The organism is Vibrio nomapromontoriensis, from assembly GCF_050337205.1.
GTDB lineage: Bacteria > Pseudomonadota > Gammaproteobacteria > Enterobacterales > Vibrionaceae > Vibrio > Vibrio nomapromontoriensis.
The window spans coordinates 127,131-151,264 of record NZ_JAKJSS010000015.1 but is presented as its reverse complement, the minus strand read 5'-3'; the positions used below and the strand labels follow the sequence as shown (position 1 = coordinate 151,264).

The 24,134-nt window shown below is 44.8% G+C and carries 21 protein-coding genes and 1 pseudogene; 9 read left to right on the top strand and 13 right to left on the bottom strand.

Going from position 1 to position 24,134, the window contains the following annotated elements; genetic code table 11:
* The first annotated feature begins 103 nt into the window (after positions 1-103).
* Positions 104-1,111, top strand: a complete 1,008-nt coding sequence (locus L4D05_RS19185) for a M23 family metallopeptidase (RefSeq protein ID WP_428794953.1) — start codon at positions 104-106, stop codon at positions 1,109-1,111.
* Positions 1,112-1,202: 91 nt separating this feature from the next.
* On the opposite strand, the gene tyrA is transcribed toward L4D05_RS19185, so the two are convergent.
* Both tyrA and L4D05_RS19175 read right to left on the bottom strand, forming a co-directional pair.
* Positions 1,203-2,330: a bifunctional chorismate mutase/prephenate dehydrogenase gene (gene tyrA / locus L4D05_RS19180; RefSeq protein WP_428794952.1), complete on the bottom strand. Its 1,128-nt coding sequence runs from the start codon at positions 2,328-2,330 to the stop codon at positions 1,203-1,205.
* 8 nt (positions 2,331-2,338) lie between these two features.
* Positions 2,339-3,412, bottom strand: a complete 1,074-nt coding sequence (locus L4D05_RS19175) for a 3-deoxy-7-phosphoheptulonate synthase (protein ID WP_428794951.1) — start codon at positions 3,410-3,412, stop codon at positions 2,339-2,341.
* Between the two features lie 249 nt (positions 3,413-3,661).
* Between L4D05_RS19175 and L4D05_RS19170 the strand changes: the two are divergent.
* Both L4D05_RS19170 and btsR read left to right on the top strand, forming a co-directional pair.
* Positions 3,662-4,981, top strand: a pseudogene (locus tag L4D05_RS19170) (LytS/YhcK type 5TM receptor domain-containing protein); the annotation flags it as partial.
* A gap of 380 nt (positions 4,982-5,361) precedes the next feature.
* Positions 5,362-6,087, top strand: coding sequence for a two-component system response regulator BtsR (gene btsR, locus L4D05_RS19165; protein ID WP_428794950.1), 726 nt, complete (start codon positions 5,362-5,364; stop codon positions 6,085-6,087).
* A 99-nt stretch (positions 6,088-6,186) separates the two neighbouring features.
* On the opposite strand, the gene nagZ is transcribed toward btsR, so the two are convergent.
* Positions 6,187-7,173 carry a beta-N-acetylhexosaminidase gene (nagZ, locus tag L4D05_RS19160; RefSeq protein WP_428794949.1) on the bottom strand — a complete coding sequence of 329 codons (987 nt, stop codon included), beginning with the start codon at positions 7,171-7,173 and terminating at the stop codon, positions 6,187-6,189.
* A gap of 128 nt (positions 7,174-7,301) precedes the next feature.
* Between nagZ and L4D05_RS19155 the strand changes: the two genes are divergently transcribed.
* Positions 7,302-8,420, top strand: coding sequence for an anhydro-N-acetylmuramic acid kinase (locus tag L4D05_RS19155; RefSeq protein ID WP_428794948.1), 1,119 nt, complete (start codon positions 7,302-7,304; stop codon positions 8,418-8,420).
* 8 nt (positions 8,421-8,428) lie between these two features.
* The gene (gene murQ, locus L4D05_RS19150) at positions 8,429-9,379 is read left to right on the top strand and encodes an N-acetylmuramic acid 6-phosphate etherase (RefSeq protein ID WP_428794947.1); all 951 of its coding nucleotides are present in this window, start codon (positions 8,429-8,431) and stop codon (positions 9,377-9,379) included.
* A gap of 115 nt (positions 9,380-9,494) precedes the next feature.
* Here the strand turns inward: murQ and L4D05_RS19145 are convergent, their stop codons facing one another.
* The gene (locus tag L4D05_RS19145; protein ID WP_428754597.1) at positions 9,495-9,836 is read right to left on the bottom strand and encodes a DUF2799 domain-containing protein; all 342 of its coding nucleotides are present in this window, start codon (positions 9,834-9,836) and stop codon (positions 9,495-9,497) included.
* Positions 9,837-10,113: 277 nt separating this feature from the next.
* Here L4D05_RS19145 and L4D05_RS19140 point away from each other — a divergent pair, with 277 nt between their 5' ends.
* Positions 10,114-11,598 (top strand): carbon starvation CstA family protein, encoded by a 1,485-nt coding sequence (locus L4D05_RS19140; protein ID WP_428754596.1) that lies wholly within the window; start codon positions 10,114-10,116, stop codon positions 11,596-11,598.
* A 166-nt stretch (positions 11,599-11,764) separates the two neighbouring features.
* On the opposite strand, the gene ispH is transcribed toward L4D05_RS19140, so the two are convergent.
* The 6 genes from ispH to murJ all read right to left on the bottom strand — a co-directional run bounded on the left by ispH (position 11,765) and on the right by murJ (position 19,317).
* Entirely contained in the window at positions 11,765-12,721 is a 957-nt protein-coding gene (gene ispH, locus L4D05_RS19135; protein ID WP_428754595.1) for a 4-hydroxy-3-methylbut-2-enyl diphosphate reductase, read from the bottom strand.
* 49 nt (positions 12,722-12,770) lie between these two features.
* Complete coding sequence (gene fkpB, locus L4D05_RS19130) at positions 12,771-13,202, bottom strand: FKBP-type peptidyl-prolyl cis-trans isomerase (RefSeq protein ID WP_428794946.1); 432 nt, start codon at positions 13,200-13,202, stop codon at positions 12,771-12,773.
* 132 nt (positions 13,203-13,334) lie between these two features.
* Entirely contained in the window at positions 13,335-13,838 is a 504-nt protein-coding gene (gene lspA / locus L4D05_RS19125; protein WP_250617531.1) for a signal peptidase II, read from the bottom strand.
* Between the two features lie 8 nt (positions 13,839-13,846).
* On the bottom strand, positions 13,847-16,687 hold the full coding sequence (gene ileS / locus L4D05_RS19120) for an isoleucine--tRNA ligase (RefSeq protein ID WP_428794945.1): 2,841 nt from the start codon (positions 16,685-16,687) through the stop codon (positions 13,847-13,849).
* Between the two features lie 62 nt (positions 16,688-16,749).
* Complete coding sequence (gene ribF, locus L4D05_RS19115; protein ID WP_428754592.1) at positions 16,750-17,685, bottom strand: bifunctional riboflavin kinase/FAD synthetase; 936 nt, start codon at positions 17,683-17,685, stop codon at positions 16,750-16,752.
* 69 nt (positions 17,686-17,754) lie between these two features.
* Entirely contained in the window at positions 17,755-19,317 is a 1,563-nt protein-coding gene (gene murJ / locus L4D05_RS19110) for a murein biosynthesis integral membrane protein MurJ (protein ID WP_428794944.1), read from the bottom strand.
* A gap of 258 nt (positions 19,318-19,575) precedes the next feature.
* Here murJ and rpsT point away from each other — a divergent pair, with 258 nt between their 5' ends.
* Positions 19,576-19,836: a 30S ribosomal protein S20 gene (gene rpsT / locus L4D05_RS19105; protein ID WP_102469934.1), complete on the top strand. Its 261-nt coding sequence runs from the start codon at positions 19,576-19,578 to the stop codon at positions 19,834-19,836.
* A 122-nt stretch (positions 19,837-19,958) separates the two neighbouring features.
* Here the strand turns inward: rpsT and L4D05_RS19100 are convergent, their stop codons facing one another.
* A complete protein-coding gene (locus tag L4D05_RS19100; protein ID WP_265676406.1) occupies positions 19,959-20,258 on the bottom strand; it encodes an ArsR/SmtB family transcription factor in 300 nt (99 codons plus the stop codon).
* A gap of 157 nt (positions 20,259-20,415) precedes the next feature.
* A complete protein-coding gene (gene nhaR / locus L4D05_RS19095) occupies positions 20,416-21,309 on the bottom strand; it encodes a transcriptional activator NhaR (protein WP_428754590.1) in 894 nt (297 codons plus the stop codon).
* A 395-nt stretch (positions 21,310-21,704) separates the two neighbouring features.
* Between nhaR and L4D05_RS19090 the strand changes: the two genes are divergently transcribed.
* On the top strand, positions 21,705-22,850 hold the full coding sequence (locus L4D05_RS19090) for a Na/Pi symporter (RefSeq protein WP_428754616.1): 1,146 nt from the start codon (positions 21,705-21,707) through the stop codon (positions 22,848-22,850).
* A 110-nt stretch (positions 22,851-22,960) separates the two neighbouring features.
* Here the strand turns inward: L4D05_RS19090 and L4D05_RS19085 are convergent, their stop codons facing one another.
* Entirely contained in the window at positions 22,961-23,533 is a 573-nt protein-coding gene (locus L4D05_RS19085) for a Slp family lipoprotein (protein ID WP_428754589.1), read from the bottom strand.
* Positions 23,534-23,793: 260 nt separating this feature from the next.
* Between L4D05_RS19085 and L4D05_RS19080 the strand changes: the two genes are divergently transcribed.
* Positions 23,794-24,114, top strand: a complete 321-nt coding sequence (locus tag L4D05_RS19080) for a YMGG-like glycine zipper-containing protein (RefSeq protein WP_428754588.1) — start codon at positions 23,794-23,796, stop codon at positions 24,112-24,114.
* The last annotated feature ends 20 nt before the right edge of the window (positions 24,115-24,134 follow it).

Sequence of the window (24,134 nt, the reverse complement as noted above, 5' to 3'; positions counted from 1 at the left end):
AATAGCGGCCTGTTTTTTTGTGATTTGCCTTCCCTTTTTCTGTAAAAACTCACAAAAATTTCAATAAACCCACCCAATCCTGACAGTTCAAATTTAAATCATCATGCCAAATAAAATTAAGGTTGTTATACCAACAACTCAGGGAAAGATTAAGAAAACGCTACGTCTAGGAAGAAAGCGAACCTATACCGCGATTCTAATGGCAGCCGCTTTTCCCGTTGCTTTTGGCTTAGTGAGCTATTCGTATCAACAATCACAGACTGAACTGACCTCAACAGAAGTCACCGTGTCTAGCCTACAAACAGAAAACGCCGTACTGGAAGCAAAGCTTGAAGAGCAAGTGAACGCCACCCACGACCTCTCTCAAGAACTCGAAGAAAAGCGCGACGAGCTGCAACTCCTTGGAAAACGTGTCAATGATGTTGAAGCGGTACTAGGTCTTGTCGATGAAGAGCTCTACGATACAGAAATGCCGCTAGAACAAAGAATTGACGCAGCAGCTATTGATTCTGCAGTGCGCGCAACCATGTTTAGATTGATTCCCAATGATAGTCCAATGGCTTATCAACGGATCTCCTCATCCTATGGCCGCCGAACTAATCCCATCTCAGGCAAAAGACAGCTGCATACCGGCATTGATCTTACCTGCAAAACCGGGGAAGAAATTCTAGCACCCGCCGATGGTGTGGTAGAAACCGTTCGCCCAAGCCGAAAAGGTTATGGCAACTACATGACCATTCGTCACGCTTTTGGTTTTATGAGTTCTTACGCACACCTAAATCGATTTAAAGCTAAGAGTGGACAATTTGTTCGCAAAGGCGACGTGATCGCGCAATGTGGCAATAGTGGTAACTCTACAGGGCCACACCTGCACTATGAAGTCCGTTTTCTCGGACGCACACTTAATCCGCAGTACCTAATGGATTGGAGCCCGGAAAACTTTGATTATGTGTTCGAGAAAGAGAAGAAAGTACAGTGGGCACCCTTAGTGGATCTGATCACCAGTGTGGTTAAACTGCAGATTAACTTAACCAATGCACCTTATGTCGATGCCTCAATGAAAACAGCGGGCAACGAAGATCCTTCATCAGAAGAAGCACATACGCATTAAAGGCTAGCTAGCTATCTCAACCATAAATACTAAAAAACGCAGCTTACGCTGCGTTTTTTATGCATTCTATTTAGTTGATGTTTTTCAACTATTAAGATCGGTGAATCGCATCATTTGCTTGCTTAAGGAGATTCTGACTCTCTGACATAAACTGCTGAGAGTAATCACCAAACCACTCGCTCACTTGCTCAAATTGTGAAACAAAGCCCGCCTTATCTTTGTTATCTAACAAGGTTAACGCTTCACCGAACTGCTGATGGAAACGCTTAATCATCGCAATGTTTTCTTCCGATGAAAGAATAATGTCACCGTACAAGTTTGGGTCTTGTGCAAAGAGCCTACCAACCATCGCTAATTCTAGACGGTAAATGGGCGAGCTCAATGTCACTAAAGTATCTAAATCTGGATTTTCTTTACTCAAATGTAGGCCGTAGGCAAACGAGGTAAAGTGACGGAGCGCTTGAATCAACGTCATGCCATTATCATGCTTATCCGCTTCCATCTGACACAAGCTTGCTCCCCAGATTTTAAACTGCTGAAGTAGCCATTGGTACTCTTCTTCACCACGACCGTCGCTGTAGACAATCACCTGTTTCGCCATACTCGGCACATCGGGACCAAACATCGGATGCAAACCGACAACAGGCCCTTGATGCACCCGTAACATGGTCGTCAGTGGGCGTTTTTTCACTGACGTTAAATCACATAAGATGCAATCTTGGGGTAGGTTAGAGAGTTTTTCGATAACCCCTTCCGTTAAGTGAATCGGTACCGTCACCACCACCAGCCCAGCATCTTCAAGGAGTTCATCGGCATGGTCCCAGTCTTGGCTTCCTAGGACTTTCACATGGTAACCAGATAAGGCAAACATTTTACCAAACAATCCACCCAGTTGACCGTTACCACCAACAATCACCACTGAACGTAAATCTGGATTTAAGCATTTAAAGCCAGAGTCTTTTTCACTTGCATAAGATTCTCGCATCGTACGACGTAGAATATCTTCGATAAGTTGTGGTGGTACCCCCACCTTCTCCGCTTCTGCACGACGCGAAGCCAGCATCGCCGCCTCTCGATCAGGGGCATAAATTGGCAAACCATGTTGGCTCTTTACTTCACCAACTTGCTCAACAAGAGAGAGGCGCTGGGCCAACAGCTCAAGCATCTTCTTATCAACTTCATCAATTTTGTTACGAAGCGGGGTCAATTCAGCAGACATGGATACGATTATTCCTTAATACGATTTTCCAAGAATGGGACAAGCTCTTTGTGAGCGTGACGTAATAGTGCCTCAGTTGCATCCCAATTGATACAGGCATCGGTGATGGACACGCCATACTGCATTTCATTTAATGGAATATCTGAGCTCTGATTACCTTCATTCAAATGACTCTCAATCATCACACCAATAATCGACTTATTCCCTTCACGAATTTGATGAATGACATCTTCTGCAACCAACGGCTGACGACGGTAATCTTTACGTGAATTAGCATGGCTGCAATCAACCATCAAAGATGCATCTAGGTTGTGCTTTTCGAGTTCTTGTTCACATTCATTAACAGAGACCGAATCGTAGTTCGTCTGCTTACCGCCTCGTAATATAACGTGACCATCCACATTCCCTTGCGTCGTCAATAATGCAACTTGCCCTTCACGGTTAATTCCCATGAAACGATGACTAGAAGACGCAGCTTGCATCGCATTAATTGCTGTCGACAAACTACCATCAGTACCATTTTTAAAACCTATCGGCATAGAAAGACCGCTGGCCATTTCGCGATGGGTTTGAGATTCTGTGGTACGTGCACCTATCGCCGCCCATGAAAATGTGTCCGCTAGGTATTGCGGGCTAATGGGGTCTAATGCTTCCGTTGCTAGAGGGATATCCATTTCAACAAGATCGGTCAAAAGCTCTCGTCCCACATGCAAACCGTGCTCAATATCAAATGTGCCATCCAATTGCGGATCATTGATCAGACCTTTCCAACCAACGGTGGTACGAGGCTTTTCAAAGTACACACGCATAACAATGTATAATTGGTCATTGAGCTCGGCAGAGAGTGCCTTAAGGCGTTTTGCATATTCTTTGGCTGCGTCTATGTCATGAATGGAACACGGACCACAAACGACTAACAGTCGGTGATCACGTTTATGAATAATATCAGCAATCGCATCTCGCGATTCTTGAATGAACTTTCTCGCTTTTTCGCTTAGTGGCAACTTCGCTTTCAGTGCTTCTGGCGTGATAAGTACCTGTTCATCGCTAATGTTAATATTACTTAATTCACTCTTCTTCATAACCCTACCCGTACAAAATAACTTACACCTGACTTACAGGCTTTTTCACCTAGCCAGCTAATGAAAACCAATATACTTAAATATATACGACATGCAAGTGTAAACTTTAAAAAACAACAACTGTAAGTTAAATTTTACACCATGCCTGTTATTGAACCTTATGTCTACAGATAACAGACACCAACAAGAATCCCCCTCTCCCATCATTTCGGTATACAATATCAAGACTGCAACTTTAGGTGACATCCGATGGACTTAATCCTCTCTTTACTTCAACAGATGTGTGTTTATCTCATGCTCGCATACATGCTAAGCAAAACACCTATTTTCATCCCACTGTTCAGTCTGTCGAACCACCTAAGCCATAAGCTCAGTATCTATATTTTGTTCTCTTCATTTTGCATACTTGGCACCTATTTTGGGTTACAAATCAACGATGCAATTGCGAACACTCGCGCCATTGGGGCAGTCATGGGCGGGTTGTTTGGTGGCCCCCTTGTTGGGTTTGCGGTGGGGTTAACAGGAGGAATACATCGTTACACCTTAGGTGGTTTTACCGATCTAGCCTGCACCATATCAACCACCGCCGAAGGGTTGATTGGCGGTATGGTGCACCTCTACTTCATTAAGAAATCAAAAAAAGAAGCGCTTTTTAATCCGCTCGTTGTTTTCTATGTCACATTTAGCGCCGAGATTATCCAAATGTTGATTATTCTCGCCATCGCCAAACCTTTCGACCAAGCGGCCTCACTTGTTAGCGACATTGCCGCACCTATGATTATTGCAAATTCGATCGGTGCCGCGCTATTTATGAGTATCCTGCAAGATCGTAAAACCATCTTTGAAGAATACTCAGCAACATTTTCTCGACGCGCTTTAAACATCGCAGAGCGCTCCGTTGGTATCCTTGTACATGGTTTCAACTCTGAAAATGCCAGTAAGATTGCTCGTATTATCTACGAAGAGACAAAGGTCGGCGCAGTCGCAATAACCGACAATGATAAAATTCTCGCCTTCGTTGGCATCGGTGATGACCACCATAAGCTCAACCGACCAATCTCATCTCAGAGCACATTGGATTCCATTACCGAGAATCGCATCATCTATCTTGATGGTAAAGACAACACATACCAATGCTCAATCTCCCAAGACTGTAAACTTGGTTCTGCACTTATCATCCCCCTTCGTGCAGGGAATAAAGTCATTGGTACCATTAAGCTGTACGAGCCGAAACGAAAGCTGTTCTCGACTATAAACATGTCAATGGCTGAAGGTATTGCGCAATTGCTGTCGAGCCAAATCCTCCATGGTGAGTATATTCATAAGCAGACATTACTTAACCAATCAGAAATCAAATTACTGCATGCACAGGTTAACCCTCATTTCTTGTTTAATGCCCTTAATACGATTAGCGCCATCACTCGTCGTGACCCAGACAAAGCGCGCAGTCTAATTCAGCACCTCTCCCAGTTTTTCCGTAGTAACCTAAAGCAAAATATCGATACCGTATCACTGCACGATGAACTCTCGCATGTAAACGCCTATCTGACGATCGAGAAAGCTCGATTTACTGACAGACTCACTGTCGATATTGATATCGAACCGTCACTACTCGACCGAAAAGTCCCGAGTTTCACCCTGCAACCATTGGTTGAAAATGCTATCAAACATGGTATTTCCACCAAAATAGAAGGGGGCAGCGTACGAATTTATAGCGTGAAATCAGAGACAGGGCATCGCATTATTGTTGAAGATGACGCAGGAACCTATTGTGCACCCAAAAACGATCATCAAGGACTGGGAATGCAAATCGTCGATAAACGGCTAAGCAACAAATTTGGTCGTGACGCAGCGCTAAAAATTGAGGTAGAAAAAAACACCTACACTCGAATGAGCTTTATTATTCCCGCGCAAGAAAATCACGTTCACACAAGGAACACTGTGACCTCATGACCACTATGACTGCTTTAATAATTGATGATGAGTGCTTTGCCCGCGAAGAGCTCATTGAGCTGCTGGCCGATATGGAAGGCATTAACGTGATTGATCAGGCAAGCAATGCTATTGAAGGGCTTAAAAAGATTAATAGCCTAAAGCCTGATGTCGTCTTTTTAGACATACAAATGCCACAGATTACCGGCATAGAACTACTAGGAATGTTAGATCCTGACTCCATGCCTAACGTCGTCTTCGTCACGGCCTATGATCAATACGCGGTACAAGCGTTTGAAGACAATGCTTTTGATTACCTGCTTAAACCTATTGACCCAACAAGGCTCAACAAAACCGTGAATCGACTGCTAAAACAAGAGCAAAGAACTCACGATCTCGTCCAATCTATGTCGCCTGCGACGTTAGATCAGATCCCCTGTGTCGGACACAACCGAATCGTCATAATTCCAACCCTAGAGGTCGAGTGCGCGTTTAGCGATATTACTGGAGTTCAAGTTAAAACGCCGACACAACAAGCCAATAGTCAGCTATCACTGAAAATACTCGAAGAAAAAACACCGCTATTACGTTGCCACCGCCAATATCTTATCAACGTGAAAAGCATAAAAGAGATCAAACTTTTAGAGCATGGACTGGCTGAAATCATCACTCATAGTGACTTTTCTGTTCCTGTAAGTCGGCGCTACCTGAAAAACCTGAAAGAAACATTAGGTTTTCAATAAGTTCCACTTTTTGGGGCGCGTCTATTTGCCACCACACCCCAAAACATCATAAACGCTCAAGCTCTTATACAATTAAGCTCTCAAGCGTTCATTGCACTATTATTCAGGATTTAGCGCTCGTCTGACCTTATCATTAGCGCTTCGCCATTGCTCTGACTTGAATAGTTCAGATAAGTGATAATTTTGCTTACGAAGCATTACCTGCGCTTTAGGTACCGCTGTGATTGGCAAGTTATCTAATACCTCTACGGCTGATTGTCGGTTATTACACATGAGGAGCATATCGCACCCAGCTTGCATGGATCGCAATGCTCGCTCGGCAGGCCCTCCCATAATGGCCGCGCCTTCCATAGATAAATCATCAGAAAAGACAATACCGTTAAAGTTCATTTGCTCTTTTAGCACTGTCTTCAGCCAGTAAGGCGAACCACTCGCAGGGTGCTCATCGTAATGAGGATAGACAACATGGGCTGGCATCATCGCATCAAGCAGCCCTGCTTCGATTTGCTGTTTAAATATTAAGATATCTTTTTCAAACAAATCAGTCCGTTCATCATATGGCGTTTCCAAGTGCGAATCAGCAATCACCCCCCCATGACCCGGGAAGTGCTTACCCGTTGTTGCCATACCAGCCTGTTTCATACCAGAAATAAATGCACTACTAAAGCGTATAATACTCGCAATATCGTCACCAAACGCACGGTTACCGATGGCTTTACAAGCGTGCCCTTGATCCAATACCGGAGCAAAGCTCAAATCAATGTCATGAGCAATAAGCTCCGCCGCCATTAACCAACCCGCTTGCTTAGCTAGCGCCTCGTCACCCAGCTCCGCATAACGTTGCGCGGCGGGTAAGAGCGTAAAGCCTTCTCGAAAACGCTGTACACGACCACCTTCTTGATCAACACCAATAATAATAGGCTTCTTCGCTGCCGCTCGTATTTGACGGTTTAACTCAATGAGCTGCTCTGAGTCATGATAATTGCGAGAAAATAGGATCAAACCTCCAACCGTAGGGTGCTCTAAAACCTCACGATCTTCGGCGCTTAGTTCAAAACCTTCTACATCTAGCCATAACGGTCCCATTAGTTGTCCTCTGCAATTTTATTATCAAATAGGGGTGCGAAAAGATTATTCCGTTTATTTTTGATTTACAATGACTATCGCTAAGTAACGACTGAGTTTTCGCACCAGATAGCAAGGAGTATATCGCGATGAGTCAAGCCGAGTATTATATTGGTGTCATGTCTGGCACGAGCTTAGATGGCGTAGACGTTGCGTTAGTCTCCATTAATGGCAAACAAATTTCTCTAATAGAAACGCATTTCCATAGCTATCCTGCCCACCTCAAGGAGGGCGTGCTTGCAATATGTCATGGTCAACATACTGACTTACGAGCCATTGGTGAACTCGACCACCAGCTAGGGCACTTGTACGCACAAGCCACAGTGCAACTGCTGCACAAAGCTAACTATTCCCCCGAACAAATCACAGCAATCGGTAACCACGGTCAAACCGTATTTCATCAACCAGATGGCGCATCGCCTTTTACCATTCAGTTAGGTGATAACCATATACTGGCAGCAAAAACCGGCATCAATACTATTGGCGACTTTAGGCGTAAAGATATGGCACTTGGTGGGCAAGGGGCACCGCTTGTTCCTGCGTTTCACCGCTACCTTTATGGCACCAATACTTCCTCACTCGTGATTCTTAATATTGGCGGCATCGCCAACGTATCGATTCTTCAGCCCAATGGCTCTGTCATAGGATTTGATACCGGACCTGGAAATACTCTAATGGATACCTGGTGCTCAACTTTCCTCAACAAAGCCTTTGATGAAGATGCACAAGAAGCCAAGCAGGGACTGGTTAGCCAGCCATGGCTAACACAGTTACTTACTGATGAGTACCTATCTCGCCCTGCCCCTAAAAGCACTGGTCGAGAATACTACCACCAAGAGTGGCTAGACTTTCAATGCGCTCAACAGACGCCTTTACTATCGGTTCACGATACCTTGCGCACACTCACTGAGTTTACGGTACAAACGATCGTTGATGCACTGATTCCATACCAACAAGGCACACACCCTAAATTATTAGTTTGTGGCGGCGGCGCTAACAATCCAATCATTATGCAGCGCCTCAATGCACTCCTTGATGGCTGGCATGTGGCAAAAACCGACAGCGAAGCCATCAGTGGTGATTATATGGAGTCCATGGCATTTGCGTGGTTAGCGCATTGTTATATTCACCAAATTCCAAGCAACTTACCTTCAGTAACAGGCGCAAGTAAGGCCGTGCCACTTGGCGTGCTTTACTCCGCAAACTAGGAAACATTATGACTAACGACGCACTACTGCATGCCCTGACTCAATTGGTTTCTGAAGGGCGCAACTCTGACACGATGGATATCGACCTGTTATCAAGCCAAGATATTGTCCAGCGCCTCAATCAGCAAGATCGTCTTGTCCCACTCGCGGTGGAACAAGTCATTCCTGACATTGCGCGAGCTGTAGATACTATTACTCATGCTTTCAAAAACAATGGTCGGCTTATTTATATCGGAGCTGGGACCAGCGGACGCCTTGGGGTATTAGATGCTTCAGAGTGCCCCCCTACTTTTGGAACGTCACCGGAGATGGTGGTTGGCATTATCGCAGGCGGCAATGATGCCATGTTTAAAGCAAAAGAGGGCGCGGAAGATGATCCTGAATTAGGTCAGGGCGATCTTATCAATATCGAGCTTAACGCCAATGATGTCGTTGTCGGTATTGCGGCTAGCGGACGAACCCCTTATGTGATTGGTGCACTCGAGTATGCCAATGAGATTGGAGCAGCAACTGTCTCACTATGTTGTAACCCAGATTCGACATTGGCGACTATCGCCTCTATTGCTATTAGCCCGGTTGTGGGACCAGAAGCGTTAACAGGCTCGACAAGACTCAAGTCTGGAACCGCGCAAAAGCTGGTGCTCAATATGTTAACAACTGCCAGTATGATTCGTCTTGGTAAAAGCTATGAGAACCTTATGGTGGACGTAAAAGCCACAAATGCGAAATTAATCGCCCGTGCCGCTCGTATCGTTATGCAAGCAACAGACTGTACTGAACACGTTGCCAAGCAAGCCTTAAAAGACACAGACCACAATGTCAAACTTGCCATTTTGATGATCCTGACAGGCCTTAATAAACAGGATGCACAACAACAGTTAATGGAAAAAGAAGGCTTCTTACGAAAGGCCGTCAACGCCAATACAAATACTTCCAACACGAAGACTTCTCGAGACTGATAAGAACCCGGCGTCAAGCTAGCCTATGCGCTAAAAAACAACCTACAGCTGAAAGAGTAATGGGACCATTAGGTCCCATTACTCTTTCAAATTGAGGCTTAATACAAATAGAGGCTTAATTCGAGTACTCGCTCCAACCGCGCTGCCATTCCATGCGAAAGCGCTGTGCGTCGGGAAGCCCTTCACAAGCGCCAGTATAATACTGCCCAGAAAGACCAATCTGATAAGCAAAATCCGCATCACAAAACTCGATGACACCGATTTGATAGCCGCGTTCATATTCGGCATGGTTAGCAGGACCTAGCTCTTGTAGCGCAGAGTACGTGCGAGGCAATTGCCCTCTCACGCCATCTTGATACCCTATTTTATTCCAGCTTCCCTGCTTGGCGAGCTCTTCAACACCATTGGCGCACCCAAATAATAATAGCCCAGCAAGTACAGTAATAATGGCTTTCATCGTCATCCTTTTGTATCACATATGAATGCTGACACAATGCCAGTATTCCCTTAAGAAAGCCACTATTCACAGGCTTTAGTGATGCAACTCACGCTTCTCTACGACCGCTCAACCTATTATTTAGACCTCTTAAGCGACCATAAAACCACTTAACCTAGCTATTGACCACTTAATCAGCTATTTCACCACTCACCGAATAACAGCCGATCCTAGCCATCAAGTCACGTTATGATCACTGACAGATTTTAATACTATTACAAACAAAGGATAACAAACTATGTTGTGGTTCTTAACCTGCGTTGCCGCACTGATTGGCGGTTATTTTCTTTACGGCGCTTTTATCGAGAAAGTGTTTGGCATTAACGAAAAGCGTCAAACTCCCGCCCATACCAAAGCTGACGGCGTGGATTACGTTCCCATGTCGACAAAGAAAGTTTACTTAGTGCAACTACTAAATATAGCGGGTGTTGGTCCAATCTTTGGTCCAATTATGGGTGCACTCTATGGCCCTGCTGCAATGCTTTGGATTGTACTTGGCTGTATCTTTGCCGGCGCAGTGCATGATTACTTCTCTGGCATGCTATCCATTCGCAACGGCGGTGCTTCCGTACCCACTATCACAGGTCGATATCTAGGCAATGGCGCCAAACATTTTATGAACATTTTTGCCATTGTCCTGCTATTGCTTGTTGGTGTCGTGTTTGTCTCAGCCCCTGCTGGCATGATCACCAACTTGGTCAACGACCAGTTTGATATGTCTATGAGCATGACAACCATGGTTATTGCAATTTTCGCGTATTACATCATCGCAACGATTGTACCTGTTGATAAAATCATCGGTCGCTTCTACCCACTGTTTGGCGCGCTGCTTATCTTCATGTCGGTCGGTCTAATTACTGCTGTAGCGATGTCGAGTGAGCACACGGTCATGGGCAACTTTGAAATCAGCGACATGTTTAGCAACATGAACCCGAATGACTTGCCGTTATGGCCTGCGCTATTCATTACTATTGCTTGTGGTGCGATTTCAGGCTTCCACGCGACGCAATCTCCATTAATGGCGCGTTGTATGGAAAATGAGAAAAATGGTCGTTTCGTTTTCTACGGAGCAATGATTGGTGAAGGTATTATCGCGCTTATCTGGTGTGCACTTGCGTTATCATTTTTTGGCTCAGTCGATTCATTAGCAGAAGCGGTGAAAAATGGCGGCCCAGGTAATGTTGTCTACAGTGCTTCATTTGGTCTACTCGGTGTATTTGGTGGCATCCTAGCCTTCCTTGGTGTTGTTATCTTACCGATTACCTCTGGTGATACCGCGTTCCGTTCTAGCCGTCTTATCCTTGCTGAATACTTCAACATGGAACAGAAGACGCTGCGTAACCGCCTACTTATGGCACTACCACTATTTGTTATCGGTGGCATCTTGACTCAAGTTGACTTCGGTATCATCTGGCGCTACTTCGGCTTCGCTAACCAAACAACAGCGGTAATGATGTTGTGGACGGCTTCCGCTTACTTACTACGTCACAATAAACTGCACTGGGTCACGACAGTTCCAGCCATGTTTATGACAACGGTTGTTATCACTTTCATCCTAAATAACAGCACGCTAGGCTTTGGACTACCAATGCAACTATCCACCATCCTTGGTATCGTAGGTTCACTTTCTATCACTGCATACGTGATGAAGAAGTCGAAAGGAAAAGGCGATATTGAAGCTGAGGAAGAAGAAAAACCACAGGGTAAAACTGAAACAGCCTAACCCTTATAGCGCTTCCCCCTAAAGACGCTATTCAATCCGAGTCCTGTTCATGGGCTCGGATTTTTTTGTCGTTAATACTACCCTCGTTGATTCCCATATAACCAAATAATAAAAAGCCCCAGCTGCAATACAGTTGGGGCTTGTTTAACGTATTCGAAATTGGGTGTTAATCGATTTGCTTAATCTGTAACTCTCTTGGCACTTCAAAGAACATGTTCTCTTCACGCCCTAAAACTTCTTCAACATCGCTCGCCCCTAAATCTCGAATGCGATCGATGATTTGATTAACCAGCTCTTCCGGAGCAGAAGCCCCCGCTGTCACACCAACAATCACCTTACCTTCAAACCATGCTGAATCGATAAGATCTGGAGTATCGGTTAAGTACGCTGGTGTACCCAACTTTTCTGCAAGCTCTTTTAAGCGGGTAGAGTTCGAGGAATTGGTCGATCCGACGACCACCATGACATCCACTGCTTCAGCTAATTCACGTACCGCATCTTGACGATTTTGAGTCGCATAGCAAATATCATCTTTACGCGGCCCTTGGATCTCTGGGAAGACTTCTCTTAGACGCTCAATAACATCGGCCGTTTCATCCACAGACAAGGTGGTTTGACTCACGTAATGCAAGTTACTTGGATCTTTGACTTGCAATGAATCCACATCAGCGGGTCGCTCTACTAAATACATGCCGCCTGTGCTACTGGCATACTGCCCCATCGTCCCTTCGACTTCAGGGTGGCCAGCGTGCCCAATAAGCACCACTTCCATATTCTTACGGCTCGCACGAGCCACTTCCATATGCACTTTTGTCACCAACGGGCAGGTCGCATCAAAGACCGTGAGCTCACGTTCTTTGGCTTCTTTACGAACCGCCTGAGAAACACCATGCGCCGAAAAAATAACGATATTGTCATCAGGAACTTCCGCTAGCTCCTCGACAAACACGGCACCGCGCTGCTTAAGGCCTTCAACGACAAAACGGTTGTGCACCACTTCATGTCGAACATAAATCGGTGGCTGATATAGCTCAAGCGCGCGCTCTACGATACTAATTGCTCTATCGACTCCAGCACAAAAGCCGCGTGGATTTGCTAATTTAATTTTCATGTCATTACTCATCAGTACACACCGATTGTTGCTTACTCTTTAGAAACAGGGCGACGAAACGTTATTCTACGGTGAGAATCTCGACTTCAAATGTTACATCTTGTCCTGCAAGCGGATGATTAAAATCCACCGTCACAGAATCCCCGGCAATGTCAGTAATAATGCCAGGAATTTCCATCCCATCTGGGCCAGAAAAAGCCATTATTGTACCGACTTCCACCTCAGAGTCACCCACAAACTTGGCTCGGTCCATATGGTGAATATTATCAGGATTTGGTAAGCCAAACGCGTCTTCGGCTTTTAGTTCTATCGCTTGTTGGTCTGTTTCAGACATCCCAATCAAGCACTGTTCAAAGTTATCACTCAGGCTACCATCACCAATGACAAGCTTGGCAGGCTTGCCCATGTTATGAGTGCTATCTGCGACGGAACCATCTTTAAGTTTAATGGTGAAATGCAGCGTTACTGCGCTATCTTGCTTTATTGTTGTCACGTTACGGCTTCCTTGTAATCAAGCGCTTATTATCAAACGACTACTTTCAAAATTACTGTTATCAAACGCTGTTATATAAAAAAGCGCCGTACGAATCAACGTACAGCGCTTAAGGTTATTCAAATTATGTCGCTAACTCGGCTGTTTTTTGCGGAAACTGTCGAGAATAATCAGGCCCGCACCAATACAAATAGTCATATCAGCCAGATTAAAAGCAGGCCAGTGGTAAGTTCCCCAGTAAAAATCTAGGTAGTCCACGACATAACCATGTACCACACGGTCAAATACGTTACCAACAGCACCACCAATAATCATGGCGTAAGCAATGTTGTTCCACTTTTCCGTTGCCGGTAATTTGCTCATCCAGTAGGTCAGCATTCCCGTAACAACAAAAGCGATACCAGTAAAGAACCAGCGCTGCCAACCTGCTTGGTCACTTAAAAAGCTAAACGCAGCGCCGTAGTTATGAACATATAAGAGGTTGAAAAATGGCAAAATCTCAATACGATTTGCCCATCCATACCCCATGCTGTCCATCACAACTAACTTGATAGCAATATCAGCAACGAAGATGAGTGCCGCTAGCCATAGCCAGCGGACTCCAGATTGTTTTAATGAAAACGTCTGCTCTGTCATTATATCGTTTAGGCGAACTTACGAACTTCGCCTTCACCTTCTACGTTAGTCACACAACGACCACAAATTTCTTCGTGACCTGCAATAGTGCCAACATCAGGCGTGTGATGCCAGCAACGATCACATTTTTTAGCTTCCGTCGCCGCGACTTCAACGAACAGACCTTCAACGTCTGTACTGTGTGCTGCCTCTGATTTTTCACTCAACGGCTTCACTTGCGCTTTCGACGTCAGAAGAACAAATCGTAGCTCATCTTCTAGCTTGTTGATCGTCGCAGCTAACGCATCATCAGCAAAAATGGTTACTTCTGCTTGCAGTGAACCACCAATGGTTTTCTCTTTACGAGCGTCTTCTAGCAGCTTGTTTACACTACCGCGAACCGCTTGAATTTGAGTCCAAAACTCATTGTTCAGCTCTTCACCTTCAGCAAGATCAAACAGACCTTCATACCACTCGCCAGTGAATACAAACTTATCACGAGCGCCTGGCATTTCGTTCCAGATTTCATCTGCAGTAAATGACATGATTGGAGCCATCCAACGAACGAGTGCTTCAACAATGTAGTAAAGCGCACTTTGACAGCTGCGTTGAGCGTGACCGCCCTGCTTTGCTGTGTATTGGCGATCTTTAATCACATCCAGGTAGAAAGAACCCATTTCGATGGAGCAGAACTGCATAAGACGTTGAGTCACACCGTGAGTGTTATATTCGCCGTAAGCTTTAACAATCTCTTCTTGCGCCGCAAATGCACGACCCACAGCCCAGCGATCCAACGCCACCATTTCTTCAGCAGGCACCAAGTCGGTCTCAGGGTTGAAGCCGTTTAGGTTAGCAAGGAAGAAACGTGCTGTGTTACGAATACGACGGTACGCATCCGCAGAGCGCTTAAGGATTTCATCAGAAACCGCGACTTCACCAGTGTAGTCCGTTGAAGCAACCCATAAGCGAAGGATATCAGCACCAAGCTTGTTAGTGACATCTTTCGGTGCCACAACGTTACCGATAGATTTAGACATCTTACGTCCATTCCCATCAACAACGAAGCCGTGCGTTAGCACTTCTTTGTAAGGTGCTTCGTCTTTCATCGCAATGGATGAAATTAATGAAGACTGGAACCAACCACGGTGTTGATCTGAACCTTCTAGGTAAAGATCGGCACTGTGACCGTTGTACTCTTCGCGAGAGTCCACTACCGAGTAGTGCGTCACGCCTGAATCAAACCATACGTCTAGCGTATCCAATACTTTTTCGTATTTATCAGCGTCTTCAGCACTCATCAGCTCTGCAGGATCAACATCCCACCACGCTTGAATGCCTTTTTCTTCAACTAATTTAGCCACTTTCTCGATAAGAGCAGGGCTATCCGGGTGTAGTTCTGCAGTTTCTTTGTGAACAAACAGAGCAATTGGCACACCCCAAGTACGTTGACGAGAGATACACCACTCAGGACGACCTTCAATCATACCTTCAATACGGCTTTGACCCCATTCAGGCATCCACTCAACATTCTTAATCGATTCTAGTGCTTTAGCACGCAGACCAGCTTGATCCATTGAAATGAACCACTGTGGTGTTGCACGGAAGATGATTGGTGTTTTATGTCTCCAACAGTGCGGGTAGCTGTGCTCATACGCGTGATGGTGCAATAGCGCCCCTTTCTCTTTTAGCACTTCTAAAACAGAGTCGTTCGCTTTGAAAACGTGCTGGCCAGCAAACAATTCCGTGTCTGGCAAGTAAACACCGTTAGAACCTACAGGGTTCGCAACTTCCAAGCCGTATTTTTTACCAACAATAAAGTCTTCTTGACCGTGACCAGGCGCTGTATGGACTACACCAGTACCAGAGTCTGTCGTGACGTGCTCACCAAGAATGGCCGGTACAGTAAAATCATAAAACGGGTGATTAAACTGAGCTAACTCAAGATCTTCACCTTTTGCGAAACCAAGATTATGGAAGTGCTCGATACCCGCACGATCCATCACATCTTTCGCAAGTTCAGATGCCACGATGATACGTTGCTCTTGCTGTTCACCTTTGGCTTCAACTTGAACCAATACATACTCTAAATCGTCACGTAAACATACTGCACGGTTAGCAGGCAGCGTCCAAGGCGTCGTTGTCCAAATAACAATAGACAACTCACCTTGACCAGCGTGGCCTTCAGCTAGAGTAAATTTCTCTAGTAGGGCAGCTTCATCTGCGGCAGTAAATTTAACATCAATAGATGGCGACACTTTATCTTTATATTCAACTTCTGCTTCAGCCAGCGCTGAACCACAATCCGTACACCAGTGAACGGGCTTAAAGCCTTTCAACAAGTGACCGTTGTCGGCAATTTTGCCTAACGCACGAATGATGTTCGCTTCGGTACCAAAGTCCATTGTGCGATAAGGCTTATCCCACTCACCCATGATACCAAGACGCTTAAAGCTCTCTTTTTGACCTTCAACTTGGCCAGCGGCATATTTACGGCACTCTTCGCGGAATTCAGAGGCAGAAATCTTCTGTCCTGGCTTGCCTTTTTTCTTCTCTACCATCAGTTCGATAGGAAGACCGTGACAATCCCAACCTGGAATGTAAGGCGCATCAAAACCAGAAAGGGTTTTGGATTTAATAATAATGTCTTTAAGAATCTTGTTCAGTGCGTGGCCGATATGAATATCACCATTCGCGTATGGAGGGCCATCATGTAAAACAAATGACTTTTTGCCTTTTTTAGCCTTACGGATTTCACCGTAAAGATCTTCTTTATACCAACGCTTCAGCATCTCTGGCTCACGATTAGCCAGATTACCGCGCATAGGAAACCCTGTTTCAGGTAGGTTCAGGGTATCTTTATACTCACTCATCGATTCTTAATTCCGTTGTATTGGGCGACAGTTAGACATTATGTTAGCGGTGGAATCTCCCACTAACCCATACACTGAAGTAGCCACACCCTTGCGACTTCAGCATCCAATTCTATTTGCTGTTTTAACAGCTGCAACGAGTCAAATTTCTTCTCATTGCGTATTTTGTGAAGCAATGCGACTTCAATTTGCTTTCCGTACAGATCGCCTTCAAAGTCAAACACATGTACTTCTAAATCTTGCTTAGTACCATTGACGGTTGGTTTATTTCCGATGTTAGCTATGCCGCCTCGTGGTATAGAGTCTATCCCCATCACTTGTACAGCATAGACACCACTTACTGGTGAAACATGGCGCTTCAAAGAAACGTTAGCCGTCGGAAAACCAAAATCACGCGCTAATTTTTGACCGTGAGCGACACGGCCCGATACGGTATAGTCCCGCCCCAGCATTTTTGCACTGGCATCAAGTTCATCATTCGCTAATGCTTGACGAATCGCCGTACTGCTGACCCGTGCCTCACCGACACGAAAACTATGTGTATTGACGACCTCAAAGCCAAACTGTTCTCCAGCTTGCTTAAGCATGTCAAAGCTACCTAGTCGGCCTTTACCAAACCGAAAGTCATCACCGATTACCAAGTATTTAACACCGAGCTTACTCACCAATAAATCACGTATAAATGACTCTGGTGACAAATCCGCAAAATGACGATTGAAATTAACACAAAGCAAACGGTCTATGCCCATTTGCTCAAGTAATTCAAACTTATCACGTAAGCGTGTTAAACGCGCCGGTGCTTTATCTTTGGCAAATAACTCCATCGGTTGCGGTTCAAATGTCATTACCACAGAAGGCAAATTCAAAAGCTGTGCTTTCTCTTTTACCTGTTCGAGTACACGTTGGTGACCTAAATGTACACCATCGAAATTACCAATCGTCAACACACAGCCATGATGTTGATCTCTTAGGTTGTGGATGCCTCGAATAAGTTCCATGAAACGACTAAACCACCTGTTGAAGTTAATAATAGCAGTGTGAAACCGACGGATTATAACGAAACATTGCTAATCTGTCGCTGCTTTTAAATCCTTCACTCTAATGCCAAGTAGCAAGAGTGTAAATAGGTAGGTTGCCCCACCAAGCACAATCAACATTGTTAGCGTTGTAGCGCGCTGTGCGAGCCCCCAAGATAACCACTGTTGCATGTCATCTAAACGCCACACAACCACCGCCACCATCACGATGGCACTCACGGCTAGTTTGGCAATAAAAATCAGCGTTTGCTTAGTTACTCGGTATACCTGCTGAATGTGAAGACCTCGATACAACAGCACCATATTGACCAACGCCGATAAGGCTGTCGCCATCGCAAGACCAACATAGCCATAGAAATAAGCGAATATGGCATTAAACACCATATTAGAAGCCATCGCGATAATGCCGTACTTAACTGGCGTTTTGGTGTCTTGTCGCGAGAAATACCCCGGAGCCAGCACTTTAATCAACATAAAGTTAAGTAGCCCTGACGCATAAGCCAACAAAGACATCGAAGCTTGCTCTACATCATGAGGGGTAAATTCACCACGCATGAATAACACCATCAGCATTGGTTTAGCGAGTACCATCAAACCAAGCATGGCTGGCAACCCAAGCAACACCACCATTCTTACTCCCCAATCCATCGTCGATGCAAACCCTTGGCTATGGGCATCGACATGTTTTCGAGATAAGGCGGGAAGAATAACGGTGGCAATCGCAATACCAAATAACCCTAACGGAAACTCTAGTAAACGATCGGAGTAATACAGCCAACTGATAGAACCCGTAGCAAGAAAGCTGGCAATAAACGTATCAAACAACAAATTAATTTGACTGACCGACACACCAAAAAGAGCAGGAATCATTAACGTTCGAATTTTAACAACGCCAGGATCACGCCACCCCCACTTAGGTTTCACTAATACCCCAGCCTTAACTAGGAAGGGAATTTGAAACACAAACTGCACAAAGCCACCAAGAAAAACACCTATCGCCAAACCAATTTCGGGCTGTTCAAGACCTGGGGCAATAAACCATGCGCTGCCAATAATCATCACGTTTAAGAAAACAGGTGTAAACGATGAGACCGCAAATTTCCCCAAGGTATTGAGAATGGCACCGGACAAGGCGACAAAGGTAATAAACCATAAATAGGGAAAGGTGATCTTCAACATCAAGCTGGCTAGCTCAAACTTAGGCGCAGCAGGCCCATCATTAAGCCAATCTAGGAACCAACCAAAACCAAATAACGCCGTCACGACACCGGAACCGAGGACACCAAACAGTGTCACTATCGATACAAGCACACCAAGCGTCCCTGACGCCTTGGCAATAAGATCTCGAGTTTTCTCTTTATCACCCGCGGCATGGTACTCTGTTAAAACGGGTACGAAAGCTTGCGAAAATGCCCCTTCAGCAAACAAGCGACGTAAAAAGTTAGGTATTTTGTTGGCAAAAAAGAACACATCCGCACTGGCACCGGCTCCCATTAAATTTGCCACGACAACATCGCGAACCAGTCCCAATACTCGGGACACAAGTGTCATTGCACTCACAATCATGCCTGACTTAAGAAGCCTTTTACTCACTTGAACCCCTAATTACCTTGCTAATACCTTGTCACAGAAAGGTTTCTATCGTCTTTGTTATTGAAGAGCGGATTAGTATTAGCATTGGTTGAAAAATACTGTTAGAATCCCCGCCATCTTAACCGCGAAGACCTCCAGATATCAAAACTTGTTTTATATCGTTGGGTTTTTGCACAAATCAGTTGACATTTAAGTGCAAATAGAGGATATTCCTCGCCCTTAAATTGTCACCGAACTAAGTTTTTGGGAGTTAGACCCTTGGCAAACAGTAAATCTGCTAAGAAGCGCGCTATCCAAGCTGAGAAACGTCGTCAGCACAATGCTAGCCGTCGTTCTATGATGCGCACTTACATGAAAAAAACTATCGCTGCTATTGAAGCAGGCGATAAAGAAGCAGCAACAGCGGCACTAGTTGAAGTTACACCTCTTCTAGACCGTATGGCGACTAAAGGCCTTATTCATAAGAATAAAGCGGCTCGTCATAAGTCTCGCTTCACTGCAGCAATCAAAGCTCTTTAATTAGAACTTGATTTGCATTAAAAAACCGGCCTTGGCCGGTTTTTTTGTATCTATTACTTTTATACTTCGTTGCTAATGAAGGACTACGTTCACGCAACGATAATCCTCCAACACGGTACTGCTTACTCTTCTTTGCAATACAAGCCATGTAGTAACTCAATCATTTGACGAACTTCGACACTGCTTAATGTGTAGAAGACAGTCTGAGCCTCTTTGCGTGTCGACACTAGCCCATCCCGACGCAGCCACGCCAAGTGCTGAGAAAGCGCTGATTGGCTTAGCTTTAAATAATCGCACAACTCACCAACTGACAACTCAGTATTATGCAGCATGCAAAGTATTTGCAGACGACGCTCGTTGGCCATCGCTTTTAGGAGAACAACCGCTTGTGGTGCGTTTTTTTCCATCTCCTGCAAATTCATATTTTACCTCTTTCTTTTCAGCAACGTCAGACACGAGCTTTTGTCTTAATAGCCATGCCTTGTCAATTAGTACAATTCATCACATTTTACATGGCTATAATCAAACTGCGTAACAGTTTTTAAACAAATTCATGGTTCTTTAACGATAGACAATTTCCTAAACGTTTAACAACTCGCTAAAGTCTGCTTCGCATACCCCTTTCACCGCGGGGTGCTGAATCATTCTCTCTGCAAAAATGACATAATATTCTTCTTTAAGATCATCAATATCACCAATATGCTGAAGTGGGCGCCGATCGGAAATCTCGGACATATACAAGCTTGGAGCCAAAAAGATGACGTCTTCTTTATACATGGAGAAAGCTTTCATCAAGGCGACATCATCAAATTCGCCTAAAATGTTGGGCTGAATGCCTTGTCGATCGAACCATTGGTGAATTTTTCGTCCCATCGATGTTCGACTTCCGGGAAGAAGGAGCTTTCTTTGCTCCAATATTTCAGGGAAATGCCCCCCCTCAACATGGCCGGAAGTAAAGAAACTCATACGACTTTCTCCAAGCTTTTTACTAAATAGCCCAGGGCTTTGACTGGAATCTACTGGACAGTCCGACAAAATCATATCCAGTTTATGTTGAGAAAGCTGTTCTAATAACATTTCGTGAGTCGACTCAAAACACCTTAAGTGAATACTGTTGTCATCAGGAATAGTAGTCATGAGTATTTTGCTCACTAAACGTTTTGATAATGCATCTGCTACGCCGACATCAAAAAGAATATTTGAGCGTTGGCTGTAATTAACAATATCGAGCATTTCATAACTCAAGCCAAACATGCGATCCGCGTATTTATAAACAAGCTGGCCTAACTCTGTCGGCTCAACGCTTCTTCCATTTCGCTTCGTTAGCTTGCCATCCATTCTTTCCTCTAGTGCTTTGATCTGCCCAGTCACCGTTTGAGGCGTTAAAAATAGAGCATCTGCCGCCTTAGTTACCGAGCCTTGTTTGCACACCATCCAGAAATAGTACACGTGGTTATAGTTTAAATGTGACATGACTTACCGCCTTAAAATTCTCCACACCTTTATAGCAAAATCTCTCGAACCCATCAATTATCGATAAAACCGAACCAAACAAGCACAAACATCGCTTTTACCGAATAAGTCACAGTCATAGCTGTCATATTACGATCGCTATAAAACGATAAAATCGAATTTACTCATTAAAAATCGTCTATTTATCTATTTTTCTCACGATCAATAAACCAATTAAAAATCAATAAGTTAAAACAAAACCGCTCGATTAGTACTTTAAAAAAACCACAAATATCGCAGTTATTAACGAGCGACACATTATCGTCATATTACTGTCATATTTCAGATCTACTATCGCTGCAGATTCAACTACAGACCTACAACAAACTTATTAAGGTCACACGGAGAAAACTATGATTAACCAAGCAACGACAGCTGCGACACCTACGTCGAATTCGACACGTTGGCTACGCTGGGCTAACTTGGCATTCATGCTGTATTTACTACTTCTTGCTGTATCTATGGTAGGCAGTGGATTTAAGATCGCAACGGGTGAACAGGCTAAGGTCTTGTTTGAGTTTGCATCTCATCCTATTGCTGGGTTAATGATTGGTCTCGTCGCTACGGCCCTGATCCAATCATCAAGTACCGTTACTTCAATCATTGTTGGTCTTGTTGCCGGCGGACTTCCGGTCACCGTCGCTATTCCGATGATCATGGGTGCAAATATTGGCACCACGGTAACCAATACATTGGTTAGTCTTGGCCACGTGCGTTGTAATACTGAATTTAAGCGTGCTTTTGCAAGTGCCACCATTCATGACTTCTTTAATCTATTAGCCGTCCTCATTTTCTTACCATTAGAAATGATGTTTGGCATTTTTGAAAAAGTCTCCCATTGGCTAGTTTCACCAATGCTTGCAACAGGTGATATGAGTATGGGCGGTTTGAACTTTATCAAACCAATGACAAAACCTGTCGTCTCTGCTATCCAAGAGCCATTAATGCAATTTGGTAACGTGACAGGCGGTGTACTACTGATTGTGCTTGGTATCGCCACTATCTTTGTCGCTATCACCGTGATGGGCAAGCTAATGAAGAGCCTAATGGTAGGACGTGCTCGTGAAATCCTGAAAAACGCGATTGGTCGTGGCCCTATCCACGGTATCGTTTCGGGCTCTATCGTAACGGTCTTAGTTCAGTCTTCTTCAACAACAACAAGCCTAATGGTTCCACTTGTTGGTACTGGTACGTTGAAAGTACGCGATGTTTACCCATTCACTCTGGGTGCTAATATCGGCACGTGTATCACTGGCCTGCTTGCCGCGACTGCTGTTTCTGGAGAATTCGCTATTTTCGCTCTTCAGATTGCTCTGGTTCACTTGGTCTTTAACGTATTCTCAACCATCTTTATCTTTGGTATTCCGTTCTTAAGAGAGCTACCAATTAAAGGGGCAGACTACCTTTCTGAGATGGCGATCAAAAACAAAGCCGTAGTTGCTGGATACCTTGCTTCTATCTTTGTTGTGATTCCGGGTACGATCCTCGCACTAACAGCATAAGCATAAAACCAAGAACGACACCGCTCCACATAAAGTGGTGAACGAAAAAACGAAGCCCAACTTACGATAAGTTGGGCTTTTTCGTTATCTGTTACCAATTGTGGGCATAGCTAGTAGTCACCATAGTCATAGGCATCGTACACGTCATAGTGTTCAATCAAATCCACTTCATCCACGTAATCCCAATAATAATGGCGGTCGTAATAGTAGTCATAATAGGGATCGCCTACATAGTAGGTTTTAATACGCTTATCATTGGTCCATAGATAGTAATTCGATGCTTTAAGCACCGGAACTTGTAACACTTGCTGACCAACCTTAATCGTCTCACTGGCCGCTATGACCCCGACAAATGTCATCGGTTTTCCTTGCATAAACACCGCAGGGTCTAAAAATCGTTCCACCTTAACGACAAAACGCGAAGAGCCTTGCTGTGTTTCATCTGGCCTTCCTTTGTCATCGAGTTCAAATTGGCTGATTTCTACTACACTTGAACCCTCTGTAGGGTTGCTGACTTTCGCAATAACCCCTCCCCATCTGGCTGGCTGGCCAACGACACTATTTCCATCACTCACTGCCGTTTTATAGGCCACTAATTGCTTTTCATCCGCGACTTTTATTTCCGAGGGCGCACTGCTGCAACCCGCTAACACCACCAACAATACAAGTCCAAACCATCGCATAATATGCTCCTTTGCAAACGCCTCTTTTACTATTATGAGCGACACAGACCGTTGCTCGCAAGGTGAAGGGGCTATTCAGCCTATTAATGTCTCAGCCCCAAAACGCCGACAGTGATGCGAGCACCCGATACAAGCAAGCTAATTATCACCAACAGCAATAAACACACACGATGCTGACTAAACGTTTACCTGCGGTGGGTTATGTTTTTCTCAGCGGTTATTTACCCTACCTCAAAGTCCAATAACAATGTGAATTCCTTATGAAAATCAAAACACTTCTTCTTATCGCTATGTTGAGCTCGCCTTCTTATGCATATTACTGTGATCAAACCTCTGATGGTGCTATCGACGGCGCGGTTGATGGAGCCATTACTGGTGCCGTTGTGGGCGGTATCGTGGATGGTGGCTCAGGCGCGGCGGCAGGAGCGGCTATTGGTGGTGGTGCAGGCGCGGTAGGCGGTGCAATCGATGGCGCTTACGATGAAGAAGCTTGTGAAGTGGTCGGTGATGTAGTGGAAGAAGATGTCATTGAGGAGGAGATCGTCGAAGAAGAGATCATCGAAGACGAGTACTACGACTAACTGTTACCTATGTAACTAAA